At 68.4% G+C, this 17,646-nt stretch carries 15 protein-coding genes; 6 read left to right on the top strand and 9 right to left on the bottom strand.

Annotation, left to right across the window (positions count from 1 at the left end):
- Positions 1-11 precede the first annotated feature (11 nt).
- The 3 genes from kdpC to ACLHG5_RS08150 are packed head-to-tail and all read left to right on the top strand — an operon-like array spanning position 12 to position 3,897.
- Entirely contained in the window at positions 12-614 is a 603-nt protein-coding gene (gene kdpC / locus ACLHG5_RS08160; protein ID WP_411318375.1) for a potassium-transporting ATPase subunit KdpC, read from the top strand.
- Between the two features lie 8 nt (positions 615-622).
- Entirely contained in the window at positions 623-3,163 is a 2,541-nt protein-coding gene (locus ACLHG5_RS08155) for an ATP-binding protein (protein ID WP_411318374.1), read from the top strand.
- Complete coding sequence (locus tag ACLHG5_RS08150; protein ID WP_411318373.1) at positions 3,163-3,897, top strand: response regulator; 735 nt, start codon at positions 3,163-3,165, stop codon at positions 3,895-3,897. The genes ACLHG5_RS08155 and ACLHG5_RS08150 overlap by 1 nt, the downstream gene beginning before the upstream one ends.
- Here ACLHG5_RS08150 and ACLHG5_RS08145 read toward each other — a convergent pair.
- Both ACLHG5_RS08145 and ACLHG5_RS08140 read right to left on the bottom strand, forming a co-directional pair.
- A complete protein-coding gene (locus ACLHG5_RS08145; protein ID WP_411318372.1) occupies positions 3,864-4,529 on the bottom strand; it encodes a response regulator transcription factor in 666 nt (221 codons plus the stop codon). The genes ACLHG5_RS08150 and ACLHG5_RS08145 overlap by 34 nt on opposite strands.
- Positions 4,526-5,716 (bottom strand): sensor histidine kinase, encoded by a 1,191-nt coding sequence (locus tag ACLHG5_RS08140; RefSeq protein ID WP_411318371.1) that lies wholly within the window; start codon positions 5,714-5,716, stop codon positions 4,526-4,528. The genes ACLHG5_RS08145 and ACLHG5_RS08140 overlap by 4 nt, the downstream gene beginning before the upstream one ends.
- A gap of 199 nt (positions 5,717-5,915) precedes the next feature.
- Between ACLHG5_RS08140 and ACLHG5_RS08135 the strand changes: the two genes are divergently transcribed.
- Both ACLHG5_RS08135 and ACLHG5_RS08130 read left to right on the top strand, forming a co-directional pair.
- On the top strand, positions 5,916-6,617 hold the full coding sequence (locus ACLHG5_RS08135) for an ABC transporter ATP-binding protein (protein WP_411318370.1): 702 nt from the start codon (positions 5,916-5,918) through the stop codon (positions 6,615-6,617).
- Between the two features lie 26 nt (positions 6,618-6,643).
- Positions 6,644-7,918, top strand: coding sequence for an ABC transporter permease (locus ACLHG5_RS08130; RefSeq protein ID WP_411314687.1), 1,275 nt, complete (start codon positions 6,644-6,646; stop codon positions 7,916-7,918).
- Here ACLHG5_RS08130 and ACLHG5_RS08125 read toward each other — a convergent pair.
- Genes ACLHG5_RS08125 through ACLHG5_RS08095 form a run of 7 tightly spaced genes read right to left on the bottom strand, consistent with a single transcriptional unit; the run spans position 7,909 to position 15,771 of the window.
- On the bottom strand, positions 7,909-8,970 hold the full coding sequence (locus ACLHG5_RS08125; protein ID WP_411318369.1) for an Lrp/AsnC family transcriptional regulator: 1,062 nt from the start codon (positions 8,968-8,970) through the stop codon (positions 7,909-7,911). The genes ACLHG5_RS08130 and ACLHG5_RS08125 overlap by 10 nt on opposite strands.
- Positions 8,919-9,812, bottom strand: coding sequence for an alpha/beta fold hydrolase (locus ACLHG5_RS08120; protein WP_411314689.1), 894 nt, complete (start codon positions 9,810-9,812; stop codon positions 8,919-8,921). Before ACLHG5_RS08120 ends, ACLHG5_RS08125 begins: the two co-directional genes overlap by 52 nt.
- 44 nt (positions 9,813-9,856) lie before the next feature.
- Positions 9,857-11,059 carry a M24 family metallopeptidase gene (locus ACLHG5_RS08115; RefSeq protein ID WP_411314690.1) on the bottom strand — a complete coding sequence of 401 codons (1,203 nt, stop codon included), beginning with the start codon at positions 11,057-11,059 and terminating at the stop codon, positions 9,857-9,859.
- Positions 11,049-11,951 (bottom strand): ABC transporter permease, encoded by a 903-nt coding sequence (locus ACLHG5_RS08110; RefSeq protein WP_411314691.1) that lies wholly within the window; start codon positions 11,949-11,951, stop codon positions 11,049-11,051. The genes ACLHG5_RS08115 and ACLHG5_RS08110 overlap by 11 nt, the downstream gene beginning before the upstream one ends.
- Complete coding sequence (locus tag ACLHG5_RS08105) at positions 11,948-12,910, bottom strand: ABC transporter permease (RefSeq protein WP_411314692.1); 963 nt, start codon at positions 12,908-12,910, stop codon at positions 11,948-11,950. The genes ACLHG5_RS08110 and ACLHG5_RS08105 overlap by 4 nt, the downstream gene beginning before the upstream one ends.
- Before the next feature lie 33 nt (positions 12,911-12,943).
- A complete protein-coding gene (locus ACLHG5_RS08100) occupies positions 12,944-14,563 on the bottom strand; it encodes an ABC transporter substrate-binding protein (RefSeq protein ID WP_411314693.1) in 1,620 nt (539 codons plus the stop codon).
- Positions 14,563-15,771 (bottom strand): dipeptidase, encoded by a 1,209-nt coding sequence (locus tag ACLHG5_RS08095; protein WP_411314694.1) that lies wholly within the window; start codon positions 15,769-15,771, stop codon positions 14,563-14,565. Before ACLHG5_RS08095 ends, ACLHG5_RS08100 begins: the two co-directional genes overlap by 1 nt.
- Positions 15,772-15,946: 175 nt before the next feature.
- Here ACLHG5_RS08095 and ACLHG5_RS08090 point away from each other — a divergent pair, with 175 nt between their 5' ends.
- Positions 15,947-17,605: a dipeptide ABC transporter ATP-binding protein gene (locus ACLHG5_RS08090; protein ID WP_411314695.1), complete on the top strand. Its 1,659-nt coding sequence runs from the start codon at positions 15,947-15,949 to the stop codon at positions 17,603-17,605.
- Positions 17,606-17,646: the final 41 nt, after the last annotated feature.

Genomic DNA, 17,646 nt, shown 5'->3' with positions numbered 1-17,646 from the left:
AGAACACCACCATGAGTGCACCTCGCACCGGCCTGCGCACCGCAGGCGTCGCCATCCGCGCCCTCCTCGTCTTCACCGTCGTGCTCGGGGTCGGCTATCCGCTCGTCGTCACGGGCGTCGGGCAGCTCGCCTTCGCCACTCGGGCGAACGGCTCGCTCGTGACCGTCGACGGCGAGACCGTCGGCTCGGCCCTCATCGGCCAGAGCTTCAGCGACGCCGACGGCGATCCGCTGCCCGAGTGGTTCCAACCGCGGCCCTCGGCGGCGGGCGACGGGTACGACGGTGCCGCCTCGAGCGGCTCGAACTGGGGGCCCGAGAACGACGACCTCGTCTCGGCCATCGGCGAACGTCAGGCGCAGATCTCGGAGTTCGACGGCGTCGAGCCCGACGAGATCCCCGCCGACGCCGTCACCGCCTCCGCCTCGGGGCTCGACCCGCACATCAGCCCGGAATACGCGCTGCAGCAGGTGCCGCGGGTCGCGACCGAGCGCGGGCTGCCCGAGGAGAGCGTTCGCGAACTGGTGAGCGATAACATCCAGAACAGAGACCTGGGGCTTCTGGGCGAGGCGCGGGTGAACGTGCTGCTGCTGAATGTCGCTCTCGACGAGTTGTGAGTTGAACGATGAAACGTGGGCGCTTGCGGGTGCTTCTGGGGGCGGCACCCGGTGTGGGCAAGACCTACACGATGCTCGAAGAGGGTGGGCGCCTTCGCGATGAGGGCACCGACGTCGTTGTCGCGGTCGTGGAGACCCACGGTCGCGCCGCCACGACCGCGATGACGGAGGGTCTCGAGATCGTGCCGCGCGCGGTCGTGACCCACCGCGGTGTCGAGCTCACCGAGATGGATGTCGACGCCGTGCTCGCACGTCGCCCCGACCTCGCGCTCGTCGACGAGCTCGCCCACACGAACGCTCCGGGCACCGCGCACGAGAAGCGCTGGCAAGACGTGCAGACGATCCTGGATGCCGGCATCGACGTGATCTCGACCGTCAACATCCAGCACATCGAGTCGCTCAACGACGTCGTGCAGAAGATCACGGGGGCGCCGCAGCGGGAGACGATCCCCGACCACGTGCTGAGGTCGGCCGAACAGATCGAGGTCGTCGACCTCGCTCCCGAAGCGTTGCGCGACCGGCTCGCGGGCGGCCGGGTCTACCCCGCCGAGCGCATCGACGCGGCGCTCTCGAACTACTTCAGGCTCGGCAATCTGACTGCGCTGCGCGAACTCGCGCTGCTGTGGCTCGCCGACGAGGTCGACAGCGCCCTCAAGGTCTACCGCACCGACCACGGCATCGACAGCGCGTGGGAGGCCCGCGAGAGAGTCGTCGTGACGCTCACCGGTGGTCCGGAGGGTGAGACGCTCCTGCGCCGAGGTGCCCGCATCGCCGCGCGATCGGGCGGCGGCGAGCTGCTCGCGGTGCACGTGACGAGCCAGGACGGCTTGCGCGTCGCGCGACCCGAAGCCCTCGCCCAGCAGCGCGCGCTCGTCGAGAAACTCGGCGGGAGCTTTCACCAGGTGGTCGGGAGCGACGTTCCGCGCGCCCTCGTCGACTTCGCGCGCAGCGTCGACGCGACTCAGCTCGTGATCGGCGTGAGCAGGCGCAGCCGACTCGTGGCCGCCCTCACAGGCCCCGGAATCGGGTCGACCGTCACGCGCGAGGCCGGCTCGATCGACGTGCACATCGTCAATCACGAGGCGGCGGGAGGGCGGTTCTCGCTGCCTCGCCTGGGCGGCGCGCTCACGATGAAGCGGCGCATCGCGGGCTTCGTGCTCGCCCTCGTCGGAGGCCCCCTCGTCACGCTCGCGCTCACCGCGCTGCGGAGCGAGGAGACGATCACGAGCGACGTGCTGAGCTACCAGTTGCTCGTGATCATCGTCGCCCTCGTCGGGGGCATCTGGCCCGCGCTCTTCGCTGCCCTGCTCTCGGGTCTCACCCTCGACTTCTTCTTCGTCGCACCGCTCTACACGGTGACGATCGCCGACCCTCTGCACCTGTTCGCGCTCGGGCTCTACCTCGTCAACGCCGTGCTCGTCAGTTACGTCGTCGACCAGGCGGCGCGGCGCTCGCGCACCGCCAGACGTGCCGCCGCCGAGTCGGAGCTGCTCGCGACCGTGTCGGGGAGCGTGCTGCGCGGCGAGGGGGCGCTGCAGGCGCTCGTGAGCCGCACGCGCGAAGCGTTCGGACTCACCGGGGTGCGGCTCGTCGTCGACGGCACCACGACGCACAAAGACGGGGAGCCGACGCCCGACGACACCGCGACGGCCGTGCCCGTGGGCGAGCGGGCGGTTCTCGAACTGCACGGCGCCGACCTCGCGGCATCCGAACGGCGCTTGCTCACCGTGATCGCGACGCAGATCGAGGCGGCCATCGAGCACGGTTACCTCCTGCAGACCGCGCGCGAAGTGGGACCGCTCACCAAGACCGACCGCATGCGCAGTGCCCTCCTGTCGGCGCTGAGCCACGACCTGCGGAGGCCGCTCGCCGCCGCGACCGCGGCCGTGAGCGGGGTGCGGTCGCCCGACATCCGCTGGTCGGACGCCGACCGCGAAGAACTGCTCGCCACGGCCGAAGAGAGCCTCGCCACCCTCGCGTCGCTCATCACCGACCTGCTCGACGTGAGTCGCGTGGAGGCGGGCGTGCTCGCGGTCGCCGTGACCGCGATCGACGCTGAAGACGTCATTCTGCCCGCGTTCGACGAGCTCGGAATCGGGCCGGCGGATGTCGCGCTGCACCTCGGAGCAGACCTCCCGCCGATGCTCGCCGACCCCGGTCTGCTCACGCGCGTGGTGGTGAACCTGCTCGACAACGCCCGCCGCTACGCCCCGCCCGGAACCCGCGTGCGCATCTCGACGAGCGCGTTCGGGGGCATCGTCGAGATCCGCATCGCCGACCACGGCCCCGGCGTCGCCCCCGAACGCCGCGACGAGATCTTCGCGGCCTTCCAGAGACTCGGCGACACCGACAACCTCACGGGTCTCGGCCTCGGGCTCGCGATCGCGAAGGGTTTCACCGAGGGGATGGGCGGCACCCTCGAGGCCGAAGACACCCCGGGCGGTGGGCTCACTATGGTCGTCGCGCTGCCGATGGCCGAGGTTGCGAAGGCCGAGGGTCGGGTCGCTGACATGCCCGGCGCTGACGCGCGAGCGGTGCCGCGCTCGTGATGAGGATCCTCGTCGCCGATGACGACCCCCAGATGCTCCGCGCCCTGCGCGTCACCCTCGGCGCGCGCGGATACGAGGTCGTCACGGCCACCAACGGGGTCGAAGCCGTCAACGCCGCGATCGAGCATCACCCCGACGTCCTCGTGCTCGACCTCGGGATGCCCGAGCTCAGCGGCATCGAGGTCATCGAGGGGGTGCGCGGGTGGTCGACGGCGCCGATCCTCGTCGTGTCGGGGCGCACGGGGGCGGCAGACAAAGTCGACGCCCTCGACGCGGGTGCCGACGACTACGTGACCAAGCCGTTCTCGATCGACGAACTCCTCGCGCGCATCCGGGCCCTCACGAGGCGCATCGCGAGCCAGGAGGAGTCGCCGGTCATCCGCATCTCCGACATCACGATCGACCTCGCCGCACGGAGTATCACGCGGGCGGCACCGAGTGGACCGGAGCTCGTGAGGCTCACCCCCACCGAGTGGGAGGTGCTCGACATCCTCGTCCGCAACGCCGGCAGGCTCGTGACCCGGCAGACGCTTCTCACGGACATCTGGGGGTCGGAGCACATCACCGACACGGGCTACCTGCGCCTCTACATCGCGCAATTGCGCAAGAAGATCGAACCCGACCCGGCGAACCCGCGCTACCTCCTCACCGAGTCGGGGATGGGGTACCGCTTCCAGCTCGAGCCGGCGGTCGTCGACGGTCAGGCCCCGGGGGTCAGTAGTCCCGACTCGTAGGCCACGATGACGAGCTGGGCCCGGTCGTGGGCGTGGAGCTTCGTCATGATGCGATTCACGTGCGTCTTCGCCGTGTGCGGGGAGATGACGAGGTCGCTCGCGATGTAGGCGTTGGAGCGACCGCGCGCGACGAGGAGGAGCACCTCGCGCTCGCGATCGGTGAGGGAAGCGAGCCCGGGGCTGTCCATCGCCACGGCGTCGGGCCTCGTCTGCACGAAACGGTCGATGAGCGCGCGCGTCGCAACCGGCGAGAGCAGTGCCTCTCCCGCGTGCACGGCGCGCACGGCCCGCACTATCTCATCGGGCTCGGCACCCTTTCCGACGAACCCGCTCGCCCCGGCGCGCAGGGCGCCGACGAGATACTCGTCTTCTTCGAAGGTCGTGAGGATGAGCACGCGCACGTCGCCGAGCGCGGGGTCGGCGCAGATCTCGGCGGTCGCCGCGATGCCGTCGAGATCGGGCATGCGGATGTCCATGACGACGACGTCGGGACGCAGTTCGGTCGCGAGCTCGACAGCTCGGCGCCCGTTCACGGCGTCGCCGACGACCTCGATGTCGGCTTCGCCGGAGAGGATGTCGGTCACCGCCTGCCGGATGAGGGCCTGATCGTCGACCACGAGCACGCGCGTCATCGTTCCCCACCCGGGCCGAGGGGTATCCGGGCGGCGAGCTTCCATCCGCCGGCCGAGGGCGCGGCGTCGACGGTTCCCCTCGCCGCGGCGACACGCTCGCGGAGGCCGACAAGCCCGAGCCCCGAGCTCTCGACGCTCTCCCGTGACGTCGACGCGTCGCTCGGGTTGGTCACCGTGAGGGCGAGGGCAGCGTCGGTCACCTCGACGAGCACGTGGGCGCGGTGCTCGGAGCCGTGCTTGTGGGCGTTCGTGAGGGCCTCCTGCAGCACCCGGTAGCCGACGGATGCCGGGGTGCCCGACACCGCCGAGAGGTCACCCTCGGTGCGCGTGTGCACGTCGAGGCCCACGCGCGCGAACTGCTCGACGAGGTCGTCGAGTCGGTCGAGGCCCGGTTGCGGAGACGCGTCGCCACCGCTCGTCGTGTCGTCGGTGCGGAGCACCCCGAGGAGGTCGCCTATCTCCCCGAGAACGGTGCGCGCTGCCCCGCGGATCGTGACGAGGGCCTCCTTGGCCTTCTCCGGCCGGCTGTCGATGCTCGACGACGCGACGCCGGCGTTCAAACTGATGACCGCGATCTGGTGCGCGACGGCGTCGTGCAGGTCTCGCGCGATGCGCAAGCGCTCCTCGCTGACGCGGCGCTGCGCCTCGGCTTCCCTCGTGCGTTCAGCGCGTTCGGCGCGCTCCGTGATGGCCGTGATGTAGTCGCGCCGCGATCGCGCACCGTCGCCCGCGACGGCGGCGAGGGCGACCACGAGACCGAACTGCAGCACCCTCGGTTCGAAGACGCTGCTGATCGACGACGGGAGGCTCAGCAGAATGACCGAGACGACGACGAAGCCCGCGGCGATGAACGCGCGGCGACGCGGACCGCGATCGGCGAGGCGGAAGACGGCGGCGGCGATCGCGAGACCGATCCCCGGTGAGAGGGTGCCGAGCATCGCGGTGACCGCGAAGAGCGCGAGGAGGACGGCGAGCACGGGCACCGGCCACCGCGTGCGCCACGGCAGCAGCAGAACGGATGACAGCACGAGCGCGACGGTCGCGCCGTTCGTGCGGAACTCGAGCACCGGCGCGGGGAGGAACGCCGTCGCGACGATCACGACGCCGAGCACGAGGTCGGGCAGCCACCGGGGAACGCGGTGGTGCGTGCTCGCCGGGGCGGCGGTCTCGGAGGGCGGACGGATCACATTTCCAGTCTGTCGGCTCGCGCGCGCCCGCGGGTCACCCCAGCGCGGCAATCCGATGTACCGCAACCGCGGTAGTCGGGTGTCTGCCGATGGGGGATGTCTGCGACCGACGTCGCGGCGACGCTGGAGGAGTCGCTCAGCCACCCCGGCAGCGAGCCCCGTGAGCGACCCCGTTCAGCAACCCCGACCCAGGAGCACCATGACCACCCCGATCCTCTCGGTGAGAGACGTGCGCAAGTCGTACGGCACCGGCCAGAACCGTTTCGACGCGCTCAAGGGGGTGAGTTTCGACATCCGCGAGGGCGAGAGCGTCGCGATCGTCGGCAAGAGCGGGTCGGGCAAATCCACCCTCATGCACTTGCTCGCCCTGCTCGACGTTCCCGGTTCGGGCTCGATCGCCCTCGAAGGCACCGACGCGGCGACCCTGCGCGGGTCACGCCTCAACAAGACGCGCAACAAGACCTCCGGCTTCGTCTTCCAGCAGTTCTTCCTCACCGGCAACACCTCGGTGCTCGACAACGTCGTGCTCCCGCTCACGATCGCCGGTGTGGGGTCGAGCGAGCGCAAACGACGCGGGCTCGCCGCCCTCGAGCAGCTCGAACTCGCCGACAAGGCGGGCAACAAGGCCGCCAACCTGTCGGGCGGTCAGAAACAGCGCGCCGTCATCGCGCGCGCCCTCGTCAACAACCCGCGCATCATCTTCGCCGACGAGCCCACGGGAAACCTCGACACCGCCACGGGCGCCGTGGTCGAAGACATCCTCTTCGGGCTCAATCGGGAGCACGGCATCACGCTCATCGTCGTGACCCACGACGAAGACCTCGCGGCGCGGTGCGATCGCCGCATCCTCATTCGCGACGGGCTCATCGTCGAGGATTCGGCTCGGGAGGTCGCCGAGTGAAAACCTCGGCGCTCGTCGGATCGGCCGTGGCGAACACCTTCCGATCCAAGACCCGCACCATTCTCACGATCCTCGCGATCTTCGTCGGCGCCTTCACCCTCGCCCTCACGAGCGGACTGGGAACGGGGATCAACGCCTACATCGACGACACCGTCTCGGGGGTCGGAGCATCCGACGCGATGTCGGTCACCAAGCCGAACGACGACGGTGCCGGCCTCCCCGGCACGGGGGACTCGGGGCCCGTCGAGTACGACCCCGACGCCGTCGCAACCGGGGTCGGTGGTCAGACCGTGATCGCCCTGACATCCGACGACATCGACGAACTCGAGGGCATCGAGGGGGTGCTCGACGTCGACGCGGCGCGCACCATCACGCCCGACTACATCCGCTTCGGCGACGGCACGGCATACGAGGCGAGTGTCGGCAGTCTCATCCCCGGCCAGACCGCGGTCTTCGCCGCGGGCGACGAACCCGATAGTGCAGCGACCGACTTCGAGGTCGCGCTCCCCGTCGCCTACGTCGAGCCGCTCGGGTTCGACTCCGCCGACGCCGCGCTCGGGGAGACCGTGTCCGTCGCGATAACGGATGCCGAACGCACCCGGCACACTCTCGAGGCCACCGTCGTCGGCGTCACCGAGGAGGCTCTCGTGAGCCCGACGGGGTCGAGCATCCTCACCAACGACGCGTTGACCGACGCCCTCTTCGACGCGCAGAGCACCGGGCTCACGACAGACCAGGCCGACCGCTACTCCTCGGCGACCGTGTGGCTCGACCCCGACGCGACCGAAACCGAGGTCGAGGCACTTCAGGACCGCCTCGCCGACGAGGGCTACACCGGCACGACGATCGCCGACCAGCTCGGCATCGTCACGACCGTGATCGACGGCATCGTGCTCGTGCTCAACGCGTTCGCCATCATCGCCCTGCTCGCCGCGGCTTTCGGCATCGTCAATACCCTCTACATGTCGGTGCAGGAGCGCACGCGAGAGATCGGACTCATGAAGGCGATGGGGATGGGGTCAGGGAGGGTGTTCGCGCTATTCAGCCTCGAAGCCGCGTTCCTCGGGTTCCTCGGCAGTGCCATCGGCATCGGTCTCGCGATGCTCGCGGGCTCCGGCATCAGTGCCGCGCTCGCCGACACCCTCCTCGCCGACCTGCCGGGGCTCACGCTCATCGCGTTCGACCCCGTGTCGATCGCCGCGATCATCCTGCTCGTCATGGCGATCGCGTTCATCGCGGGCACCCTGCCTGCGGCGCGGGCCGCGAAAGCCGACCCCGTGGAGTCGCTGCGCTACGAGTAGCCGAGCTGTGACCGCCACCACGGCGTCTCGACGAAGCCACGCTTGAGGTAGAGCAGTTCCATGCTCGCGGTCCATCCCGAGACGCCGTCGAGGTGGGCGAGCGACTCGGTGATGAAGGTGTGCAGCTCCGTCGCCGAGGGCGCGATGACCTCGCACAGCAGGGCGTTCTCATCGAGCAGGGCGGCGAGGTATCGCACCGCCGGATATCGCGCGAGCTCGCGGGCTACCTCCTCGAGCCGCGACGGGTGCACGGTCACGGTGAGGAGGGTCTCGGCTTCCATACCGAGCGCGGCGGAGGGGATGAGGGTCAGCACGTCGACGCAGCGTGCGGCCCTCATCCGGTCGTATCGCCTGCGCACGCTCGACTCGTTCAAGCCCACCCGGTCGGCGATGTTCTGGAAGGTCTCCCGACCGTCGTCGCGAAGCGCCGAGAGGATGCTGCGGTCGGCCTCATCGAAGTGCTCGGGCGCGCAATCCTCGAGTTCGGCCGCGGTGCCCACCTCGCGGTCGGCATCGACCTCGAAGTGCCCGCCGTAGAGCTGGCGCCCCCAGTCGAAGCTCACCTTGTAGACGTGCAGGATGAGGTCGCTGCGCCATCGCTCGACTCCCTGGATGGACTGCAGTTCGCCGATGATGCGCGGATATCGCGTGGCACCGCCGCGCACGATGAGCTCGGCGATGACGTCGTAGGAACCCGTGACGAGGGTCACGAATCGCACGTCGGGGTTGTCGACGAGGGCCGCGGCGACCGCGATGTGCTCGCCGGGCTTGGTGTTGATGCGCACGAGGAACGAGTCGTAGCGGCCGTCGGCGGCGAGAGCCGGAACGACGGCGACACGCACGACCCCATCGGCGAGGAGTTGTTGGCCGCGGCGCACGACCGTGGTCACCGGAGCACCGACCGTGTCGGCGACGGCGCGCCAGCTCGCCCGACCGTCGCCCTGCAGGGCGACGACGATGCGCTTGTCGAGGTCGGAGAGCCTCTCGAGGATGGCGGGATTCACCGCGGGGGAACCACCGTGTTCAGGAACGACCGAACCGTCGCTGTCCACTTCTCGGCCTCCTCGATCTGCGGAGAGTGCCCCGACTCCTCGAAGATGACGAGCTGCGAGTCGGGGATGAGGTCCGCAATGGTCTGACTGCACGATACCGGCGTGATCCAGTCGGTGCGTCCGACAGTGATGAGCGTCGGCACCGTGATGCTCGGCAACTGCGGCTTGAGGTCGTAGGCGGGGAGGTTCACCGAGAAGGCGTAGTTGTGCGCCTCGAACCGGTAGGGGGTCGCCTTGACCTTGCGCTCGGTCGCCTCGGGGTCGTAGTGGAAGTCGTAGAGCGGCAGGATCTCCCGCCAGCAGTCCTCGAGGTCGGCGTCGTCACGCACCCGACCCTCGTCGATGCGGTCGAACTTCTCCATGTCGATCGTCACGCGGTCACTCGCGAGAGCGTTCTCCCGCGCGAGATGCGCGTTGCCGTTGTCGGCCGAGGTGTCGCGCAAGACGACAGCGCTCACGCGATCCGGGTAGCGGATCGCGTATTCCATGGCCATGAAGCCGCCGTAAGACCCGCCGGCCATGATGACCGTCTCGGCACCGATCCACTCGCGGAGACCGTCGATGTCGGCGGCCCACTGCTCGTGGCTGAAGACGCCCGACCCCTCGCTCGCACCGCTCCCGCGCGCGTCGAAGACGACGACGCGGTACTGGTCGGCGAGGCGGCCGAAGCTCGCGCGCGGTTCCGCTCGCGATCCGAGGCCCGGCGCCCCGTGGTGCGTGAGGATCACGGGCGCACCCTCGGGGCCGAGCACCTCGACCGCGAGCTCGTTGCCGTTGATGGTGACGCGCTGGGCCGTGGTGGTCGCGGCGGCGAATTCGGGGGAGACGGTCTCGTCGGTCATGGTGTTCCTTCGTGTCGCGGTTCGAACGGGAGAGTGATCGTCGATCAGAGGGGGATGACGCAATCCTCGAGCGATCGCGGGTAGGACGTGAGGGGCTCGGAGCCCTCGTCGGTCACGAGCATGCTGTCGCTGATGCGGTAGCCCGCGTGCCCCGGGATGTAGATGCCCGGCTCGTTCGACACGATCATCCCCGCCTCGAGCGGGGTCGGGTCGCCGGCTTCGAGCCACGGGGGCTCGTGCATCCCGAGACCGATGCCGTGCCCCTGACGGTGTCGCAGATACTGCGCGAGCCCGGCGTCACGGATGACGTCGAGGCACCTCTCGTTGCTCGCCGCGCACGCGACTCCCGGGGCGATCGCGCGAGACCCTTCGGCTTGCGCGAGCCGCACGGTGTCGTGGTAGCGGCGCTGGTCGGGGGTCGGCTCACCGAGCACGAACGTGCGCTCGCCCTCCACGAAACGTCCGCCGACCGCGGCGCCGAGCGACAGCATGAAGGTGTCGCCGTCGCGAAGACGGTATCCCGACGGGAGGCCGTGCGGGATCGCCGAGTTCGCCCCGGCGTAGACGAGGCCGCCCGCGAGAAACGAGATGACGACGACATCCGCGTGCTCGGAATACATCGTGCCGACACCGATGCGGCCGACATGGCTCGCGAGTTCGGCCTCCGACGGAAGAGCGCCTCCCGCCGACACCGCGTCGGCCACGAGTTCGACTCCCGAGGTGAGCATGAGGTCGGTGATGCGCGCGGCCTCGCGATGCTGGGCGACCTCCTCGGCGAACTTCACATGGCGCGCTCGTCCGATCAGGTCGGTCGGCACCCACTCCACGTCGGGGAACGCGGAGCGCAGCATCGCGAGGCGGTGGAGGGTGATGGATGTCGTCACACCGACCCGTCCGCGCAGCGCCGTCGACGCTCGGGCGAGGGGTGCGAAAGGGTTCTCCAGACCGGGGTACTCGGCGAACGCGACGATCTCGGCGCGCGAATGCTGCTCCTCGGCGTGCTGGCGTTCGAGCTCGGGAACGAGGAGGATCGTGCGCCCGTCGGCGGTCTGCAGCACGGCGACGGGGCGTTCGCCGGGGTGGTGGAAGAAGCCCGTGAGGTAGGAGACGTCTTCGGGGTCGTCGGTCACGATCGCGGGGAGGCTCTCGTCGCCCAGACGGTCGATCACGCGGCGCTGGATCGCGTCGTAGGTCGCGACCGAGAGTCGCGGGTCGAACGGCGCCTCGGTGAGGGCATCAGCGGTCATGGTTCCGCGGGTTTCTGGCGTCGTTGTAGCTGATCGAGAGGAGGGTCGCCGAGAGCACGAGGGCGAGGATCGCGAGCGAGGGGAAGAGGGTGAGCCACCACGCCGAGACCATCGCCCCGGAGGTCTGCGCTTCGTAGAGGATGCGACCCCACGACCACGTCGTCGGGTCGCCGAGCCCGAGGAAGGCGAGGCCCGCCGCGGAGAGCACGGCGCGCGAGGCGGTCACGACGACGGAGACGACGATCACGGGCGTGACCGCGGGGATCACGTGGCGGCCGAGGATCCAGGCGTGATTGCGCGTCATGAGTCGCGCGGCGTCGATGTAGGGGAGTTTGACGACCGTGAGGGCTTGAGAGCGCACGAGCCTCGTGACCTCGGGCCAGGAGAACGCCGCGACGACGAGGATGATCGTCGACGTGCTCGGTCCGGCGAGGGCCGCGACGAGGATCATGAGCGGCAGAACCGGGAGCGAGAGCGTGAGGTCGACGATGACGCTGATGACGGTATCGAGGCGGGAGACGTAGGCGCCGATCACGGCCACGAGGGTGCCGAAGACGATCGCGATCGCCGACGCCGCCGCGGCGACGAGCACGGACTGCTGCGTGCCCCAGACGACTTCGGCGTACACGTCGCGGCCGAGCGAGTCGGTGCCGAAGATGTTGTCGAACGACGGGGGCCGCAGCACCTCGGTGCCGTAGCTCGCGGGGTAGGGCGCGAGCAGCGGCGCGAAGATCGCGACGAGCACGAGCGCCCCGAGGATGACGAGCGAGATCATGCCGAGCGGCTGTTTGCGGAACGCGTGCCACGTGGCGCGGCTCGCCCGCCGACCGTTCGTTCCCGCGGACTCGACGAAGGTCGGGTTGAGCTCGGACTCGGGCAGGGGAGCGGTCATGAGGTCTTGACTCTCGGGTCGAGGAATCCGTAGGCGATGTCGGTGAGCATGTTGACGATCACGACGGTGATGGCGAGGAGGAGGAACGCGCCCTGGAGCACGGGGAAGTCGAGTTGCGTCACCGCTTCGTAGATGCCGCGACCGATGCCCGGGTAGGCGAACACCGTCTCGGTGAGCACGGCCCCGCCGACGACGAAACCGAGCTGGAGTCCGATGAGGGTCGTCGCGGGGAGGAGGGCGTTGCGCAGGGCGTGCTTCCAGAGGATGCGGCGGGGCGAGAGCCCGTTCGCTTTCGCGAGGGTGACGTAGTCGTCACCGAGAGCGTCGATGAGGGTGCCGCGCATCGTGAGCACATAGCTCCCGAGCTGGATGAGGGTGAGGGAGAGCGCGGGGAGCACGAGGTGGGAGAGCACGGAGGCGTACCACTCCATTCCGTAGACCCCGTCGCTGAAGGCTCCGCCGATCGGAAACCACCCGAGGTTGAGACCGAAGACGAGCAGGAGCACCACACCGACGCTCGGAACGAAGAGCGATTGCCCCGTGACTCCGAACACCTGCACGAAGCGGTCGAGGAAGCGGTTCTTGTGGGAGGCCGCGATCACGCCGAGGGGGATGCCGATGACGACGGTCAGCACGAGTGCGCTCACCGTGAGCAGGAGGGTCCAGGGCAGTCTCTGCAGCAGCACGTCGACGACGGGAATCGACTGGGTGAACGATGTTCCGAGGTTGCCCTGCAGCAGTTGCCACAGGTAGAGGCCGTATTGCACGATGATCGGCTGGTCGAGGCCGTACTGGGTGAGAATGGCCGCCCGCGTCTCGTCTGTCATGCTCGGGCTCGCGATGGCCAGGGCGGGGTCTCCGGGGAGGAGCCGCAGCAGGAGGAAGGTCACGGTCACTGCGAAGAGGATCGTGAACACCCCCCTGCCGAGACGGCGGAGAACGAACAGGGCTATAGACACGCGGGCGGCCTCTCTCTATCTCTCGGCGACCGGCTACTCGGCGACGCGGTAGGCGTTCGCGAGCGACACGGGGTTGACGATCGACAGCAGTTCGCTCGGCTTGGAGATGAATCCGGCCCACTCCGAACTGTGCGCCACGTAGAGGTTCTGCGTGTACATGATGTTGTCGTAGACCTCCTCGTGCACGATCGCGGCGGCCTCGCGCATGATCGCGATCTTCTCCTCCTCGTCGAACGTCTCCGCCGCCTCGGCGATGAGAGCATTGAGCTCATCGTCGTCGACGTAGGTGTAGTTGATCGCCCCGTCGGGGAGGTAGGACAGCGCGAAGTTCGTCACCGGGTCGTCCATGATCGCGAAGTTGCCGGCGTAGATGTCGTAGTCACCCTCGTTGGTCTGAGCCAGGTAGGTGTTGCGCTCCGTGCCCTGCAACTCGATCGTGATCCCGGCTTCGGCGGCGCCGTCTTGCACGAGCTGAGCCCACTGGCTCGTCACGGGGTCCTGCAACGAGTAGATGAGTCGGAACGACACAGGGAACATGCCGCTCGAGTCGGCCTCGTATCCCGCGGACTCCATGAGCTCGCGTGACATCTCGGGGTCGTACTCGTACTCGGTGATGGACTCGTCGTAGTAGTCGGCGAGCACCGGCATGAGGGGGCTCGACCCCGTCGACACGGCCTGGCCCTGCAATACGACGTTGCGGATGGCCTCGTAGTCGGCGGCGTGGGCGAGAGCCCGGCGCACATCCGTCTTCGCGAGGTCGGGATTGGTCATGTTGTAGGTCATGTGGGCGTACCCGAGTCCGGTGACCTCGACGATCTCGATGCCGTCGGTGTTCTCGAGCTGCTCGACCTGGGCGGGCGGGAGCGAGTTGGCGATCGCGTCGACCTCGCCGCTCTGCAACGCGAGGATCTCGGTGTTGACGTCGGGGAACACTCGATAGACCACTTGAGCGGGTATCGGGGTTCCGCCCTCGACGAGTGGATAGTCCTCGGTGCGCTCGAGAGTGTACGACTGGCCCGCTTGTGCGTCTGTCAGGAGGAACGGTCCGGCGCTGACCCAGCCGCCGTCCGACCCGTCGTTGGCGAACTCGGCGACAGAACCACCGGGTTCGAAGACGTGCTGCGGCACGACGTTGCCCCAGAAGCCGATCTCCTCGACGATCGACGAATCCGGTTGCGTGAGCTCGATCTCGATGCGCGTGTCGGAGACGGCTTCGGCGGACTCGAAGTTGGCCATCTGCCCGTAGAACGTTCCGGCGGGGGCATCCTGCTTGACGGCGTTCATCGTGTAGGCGACGTCGTCGGCGTCGAGAGCCTCACCGTCGCTCCAGGTCATGTCGTCGCGGATCTCGTAGTACCCCGTCGTGTCGTCGACGTAACCCCACTCGGTCGCGAGCTCCGGCTCCTTCGAGCCGTCGTCGCCGATGCTCAGCAGGTGGGGGTACATGAGGTTGGTGATCCAGTAGTCGCTCCGGCTGTTGCCGATGAGCGGGTTGTAGTTCACGACATCCGTCGTCGTCGCGATCGTGAGGGTGTCGTTCCCCGCCTCGGGGGTCGACTCACCCGACCTCTCCGGCGCTTGCGGAGCGCACGCGCTCAATGCCAGTACTGCTGCTGTCGCCATGCCGGCGACGATGACTCTTCTCTGACGCATCAGACCCAAACCTCCTCTAGGACCCGCACCGTGTTGCCACCGACGACGGCGCGGATTTCGTCGTCGGAATAGTCGTGCTTGACGAGCCAGCTGATGATGTTCCCCATGGCTTCGGTGGGGTTCTCGACGCCGTCGACGTAGTCGACCTCCTCGTAGTCGACGTGGCCGTGGGCCTGGCCGATCGAGAGTTGCGCCGAGAAAGCGTGGTGCAGGCCGACGTGGTCTCCGTAGAGGGTGTCGGGCCCGAAGCTCACGTGCTCGATGCCGACGAGGTCGACGCAGTACGAGAAGTGGTCCATGACCGACTCGAGCGAGTGCTTGGGGTGCGCGGGCGAGAGCGTCGTGTGGGGCGCGGCTTCGATGCCGATGACCCCTCCGCGCTTGGCGCACTCGATGATCGTCTCGTCGGTCTTCATGCGATTGGTCGGCCACAGCCCGCGGGCGCCGGCGTGCGTGATGAAGACGGGCTTCTTCGACGCCTTGATGACGTCGACACACGTGCGGTCGCCCGAGTGCGAGATGTCGATCGCGATTCCGAGCTTGTTCATGCGGGCGACAGCGCGCTCGCCGAAGTAGGTGAGGCCGCCGTCGCCGCGCTCCTTGAGCCCGCTCCCGAGGTAGTTGGCCTCGGAGTAGGCGATGCCCATCTGACGCACGCCGAACCCGTAGAGAACGTCGAGGCGGTCGACCTCGTTCTCGATGGGGGTCGCGGCCTCGAGTGCGAAGACGTGGGCGATGCGACCCGTCTCTTTGGCGTACTCGATGTCTTTGAGCGTCTCGCCTTTGATGACGAAGTCCTGGTGGGCGAGGTCGGCCATGCGCACGCCGAGGTCGTGGAGCACGTCCTGGTACTTCCAGCCCGCGTCGCTCGAGATGCAGCACGTGCCGTCCATCCCGTTGTCGAAGACCGCGGTGAGGCCCGACCGCGACAGCCCCTCGTATCCGGTGGGTTCGCGACCCTGGCGGATGTGGTCGCGCAGCTGACCCATGTCTTGGGGGAACACCTGCACGTGCTCGTGCAGCGAGATCACGGTCTCGTTCTCGAGCAGTCGCGCCGACCTCTCGGCCTGCTCGGGGGTCAAATCGAGTCCGGAGTACTCCGGAACTCTGCCGAGTTGTTTCGCGTACTCGAAGGCGCGGTAGTCGGTGCCTTTCTCCAAGTAGTCGTATGCCGTGTAGCCGGTGTAGCGCTCCGCTGGTTCGAGCACGGGGTTCTCCGTTCAGTCATGCACGTGTGGGGCGGCGGGCAGGCGCCCGCCGGATCCTCTTGCTGAACTGAGAATCCTCTTTGTTCGGCAGATATGTCAATCAGAATGGGTCAATTCGGCACAAAGTTTATTTGCATGAAACATTCCGGCGCGATGGAGGCGGCAAGATGGACGCATGGACGCATCAACCCCCGAGTCCGCACGCGTATTGACCGTGCGTGGTCTCGACATCGCCTTCGAGAGCACCTCCGGCCCCCTCGCAACCGTCTCCGGTCTCGACCTCGACGTGCGGGCCGGAGAGCTCGTCGCCCTGCTCGGCGAATCGGGCTCGGGCAAGACCGTGACGGCGCGCGCCATCATGGGAATCCAGGACGACGCCGCGATCGTGACAGCGGATCGACTCGACCTCGGTGACGTGTCGCTGCTCTCCCTCAACGCCGAAGAGCGGCGCAGGCTCCGCGGCGACAGCATGAGCATGGTGCTGCAAGACGCGCTCTCGTCGCTCAACCCCGTGCTCACCATCGGAGATCAGATCGGCGAGATCTTCCGTGTGCACCGCGGTGCGAGCCGCAAGAGTGCGCGAGCGTCGGCCATCGAACTGCTCGACCTCGTCGGCATCGCGTCACCGGCCGCGCGCGTCGACGACTACCCGCACCAGTTCTCGGGCGGGATGCGTCAGCGCATCCTCATCGCCATGGCCATCGCACTGCAACCGAGACTCCTCATCGCCGACGAGCCGACGACGGCGCTCGACGTGACCGTGCAAGCGCAGATCCTCCGGTTGCTGCACGACCTCAGGCAGCGTCTCGACATGGGAGTGCTCCTCATCACCCACGACATCGGGGTCGTGACCGAGGTCGCCGACCGACTCGTGGTCATGCATCGCGGGCGCGTCGTCGAGCACGGCGACGCCGACCAGATCTTCGCCTTCCCCACCCAGCCCTACACCCAACAATTGCTCGGTTCGGCCCCGAAGCCCGAACGTGCGCGAGTGCTCCCTCCCGAGCTCGACGCGGATGCCCCGGTTCTCGACGTCACGGGGCTCACTCGCGTCTTCACGACCGGCCCGCTCCTGCGCCGCAACGCCGTGCGCGCCGTCGACGGGGTCGACCTGACCCTCAAGCGCGGGGAGACGGTGGGGATCGTGGGGGAGTCGGGCAGCGGGAAGTCCACGCTCGCGCGCATGATCGTGGGCCTCGAGTCCGCCGACGAGGGCACCGTGATGTATCGGGGGCGCGACGTCACGCGCCGCACCCGCGGGCGGCGCCCGAGCGCTCAAGCGGGAGTGCAGATGGTGTTCCAAGACCCCTACACGTCGCTCGATCCGCGAATGCGGGTCAAGGATGTCATCGCCGAGCCCCACGCCGTCGGACGGGTCGGCACGGCGGCATCCCGTCGCGACCGGGTCGCCGAACTGCTCGAGCTCGTCGGGTTGCAGCCCGACATGATGGACCGCTTCCCCCACCAGTTCTCCGGTGGTCAGCGCCAGCGCATCGGGATCGCACGGTCGCTCATGCGAGACCCCGACGTGCTCGTGTGCGACGAGCCCGTCTCCGCGCTCGACGTCACCATTCAGGCCCAGGTCATCGACCTCCTCGTCGGCATCCAGGAGCGTCTCGGGCTCAGCATCCTCTTCATCTCGCACGATCTTTCGGTCGTGCGCAACCTCGCCCATCGCGTGATGGTCATGTACCACGGGTCGGCCGTGGAGGTCGGCGACGTCGAGCAGATCTTCGAAAGGCCGAATCACGCATACACGCGCGAGCTGTTGTCGTCGATCCCCCCGATGACCCGGGCGGAGCGGGGTAAGTTGACTGGGGTCACCGCGGCCTGACCGATCCTTCGACTCCGATCGGATCCGTCGGCGGGTGCCAC

Source organism: Marisediminicola sp. LYQ85, from assembly GCF_046600695.1.
Classification (GTDB): domain Bacteria; phylum Actinomycetota; class Actinomycetes; order Actinomycetales; family Microbacteriaceae; genus Marisediminicola.
The sequence above is the reverse complement of the archived record's forward strand: the minus strand, read 5'-3'. Positions and strand labels throughout refer to the sequence as shown.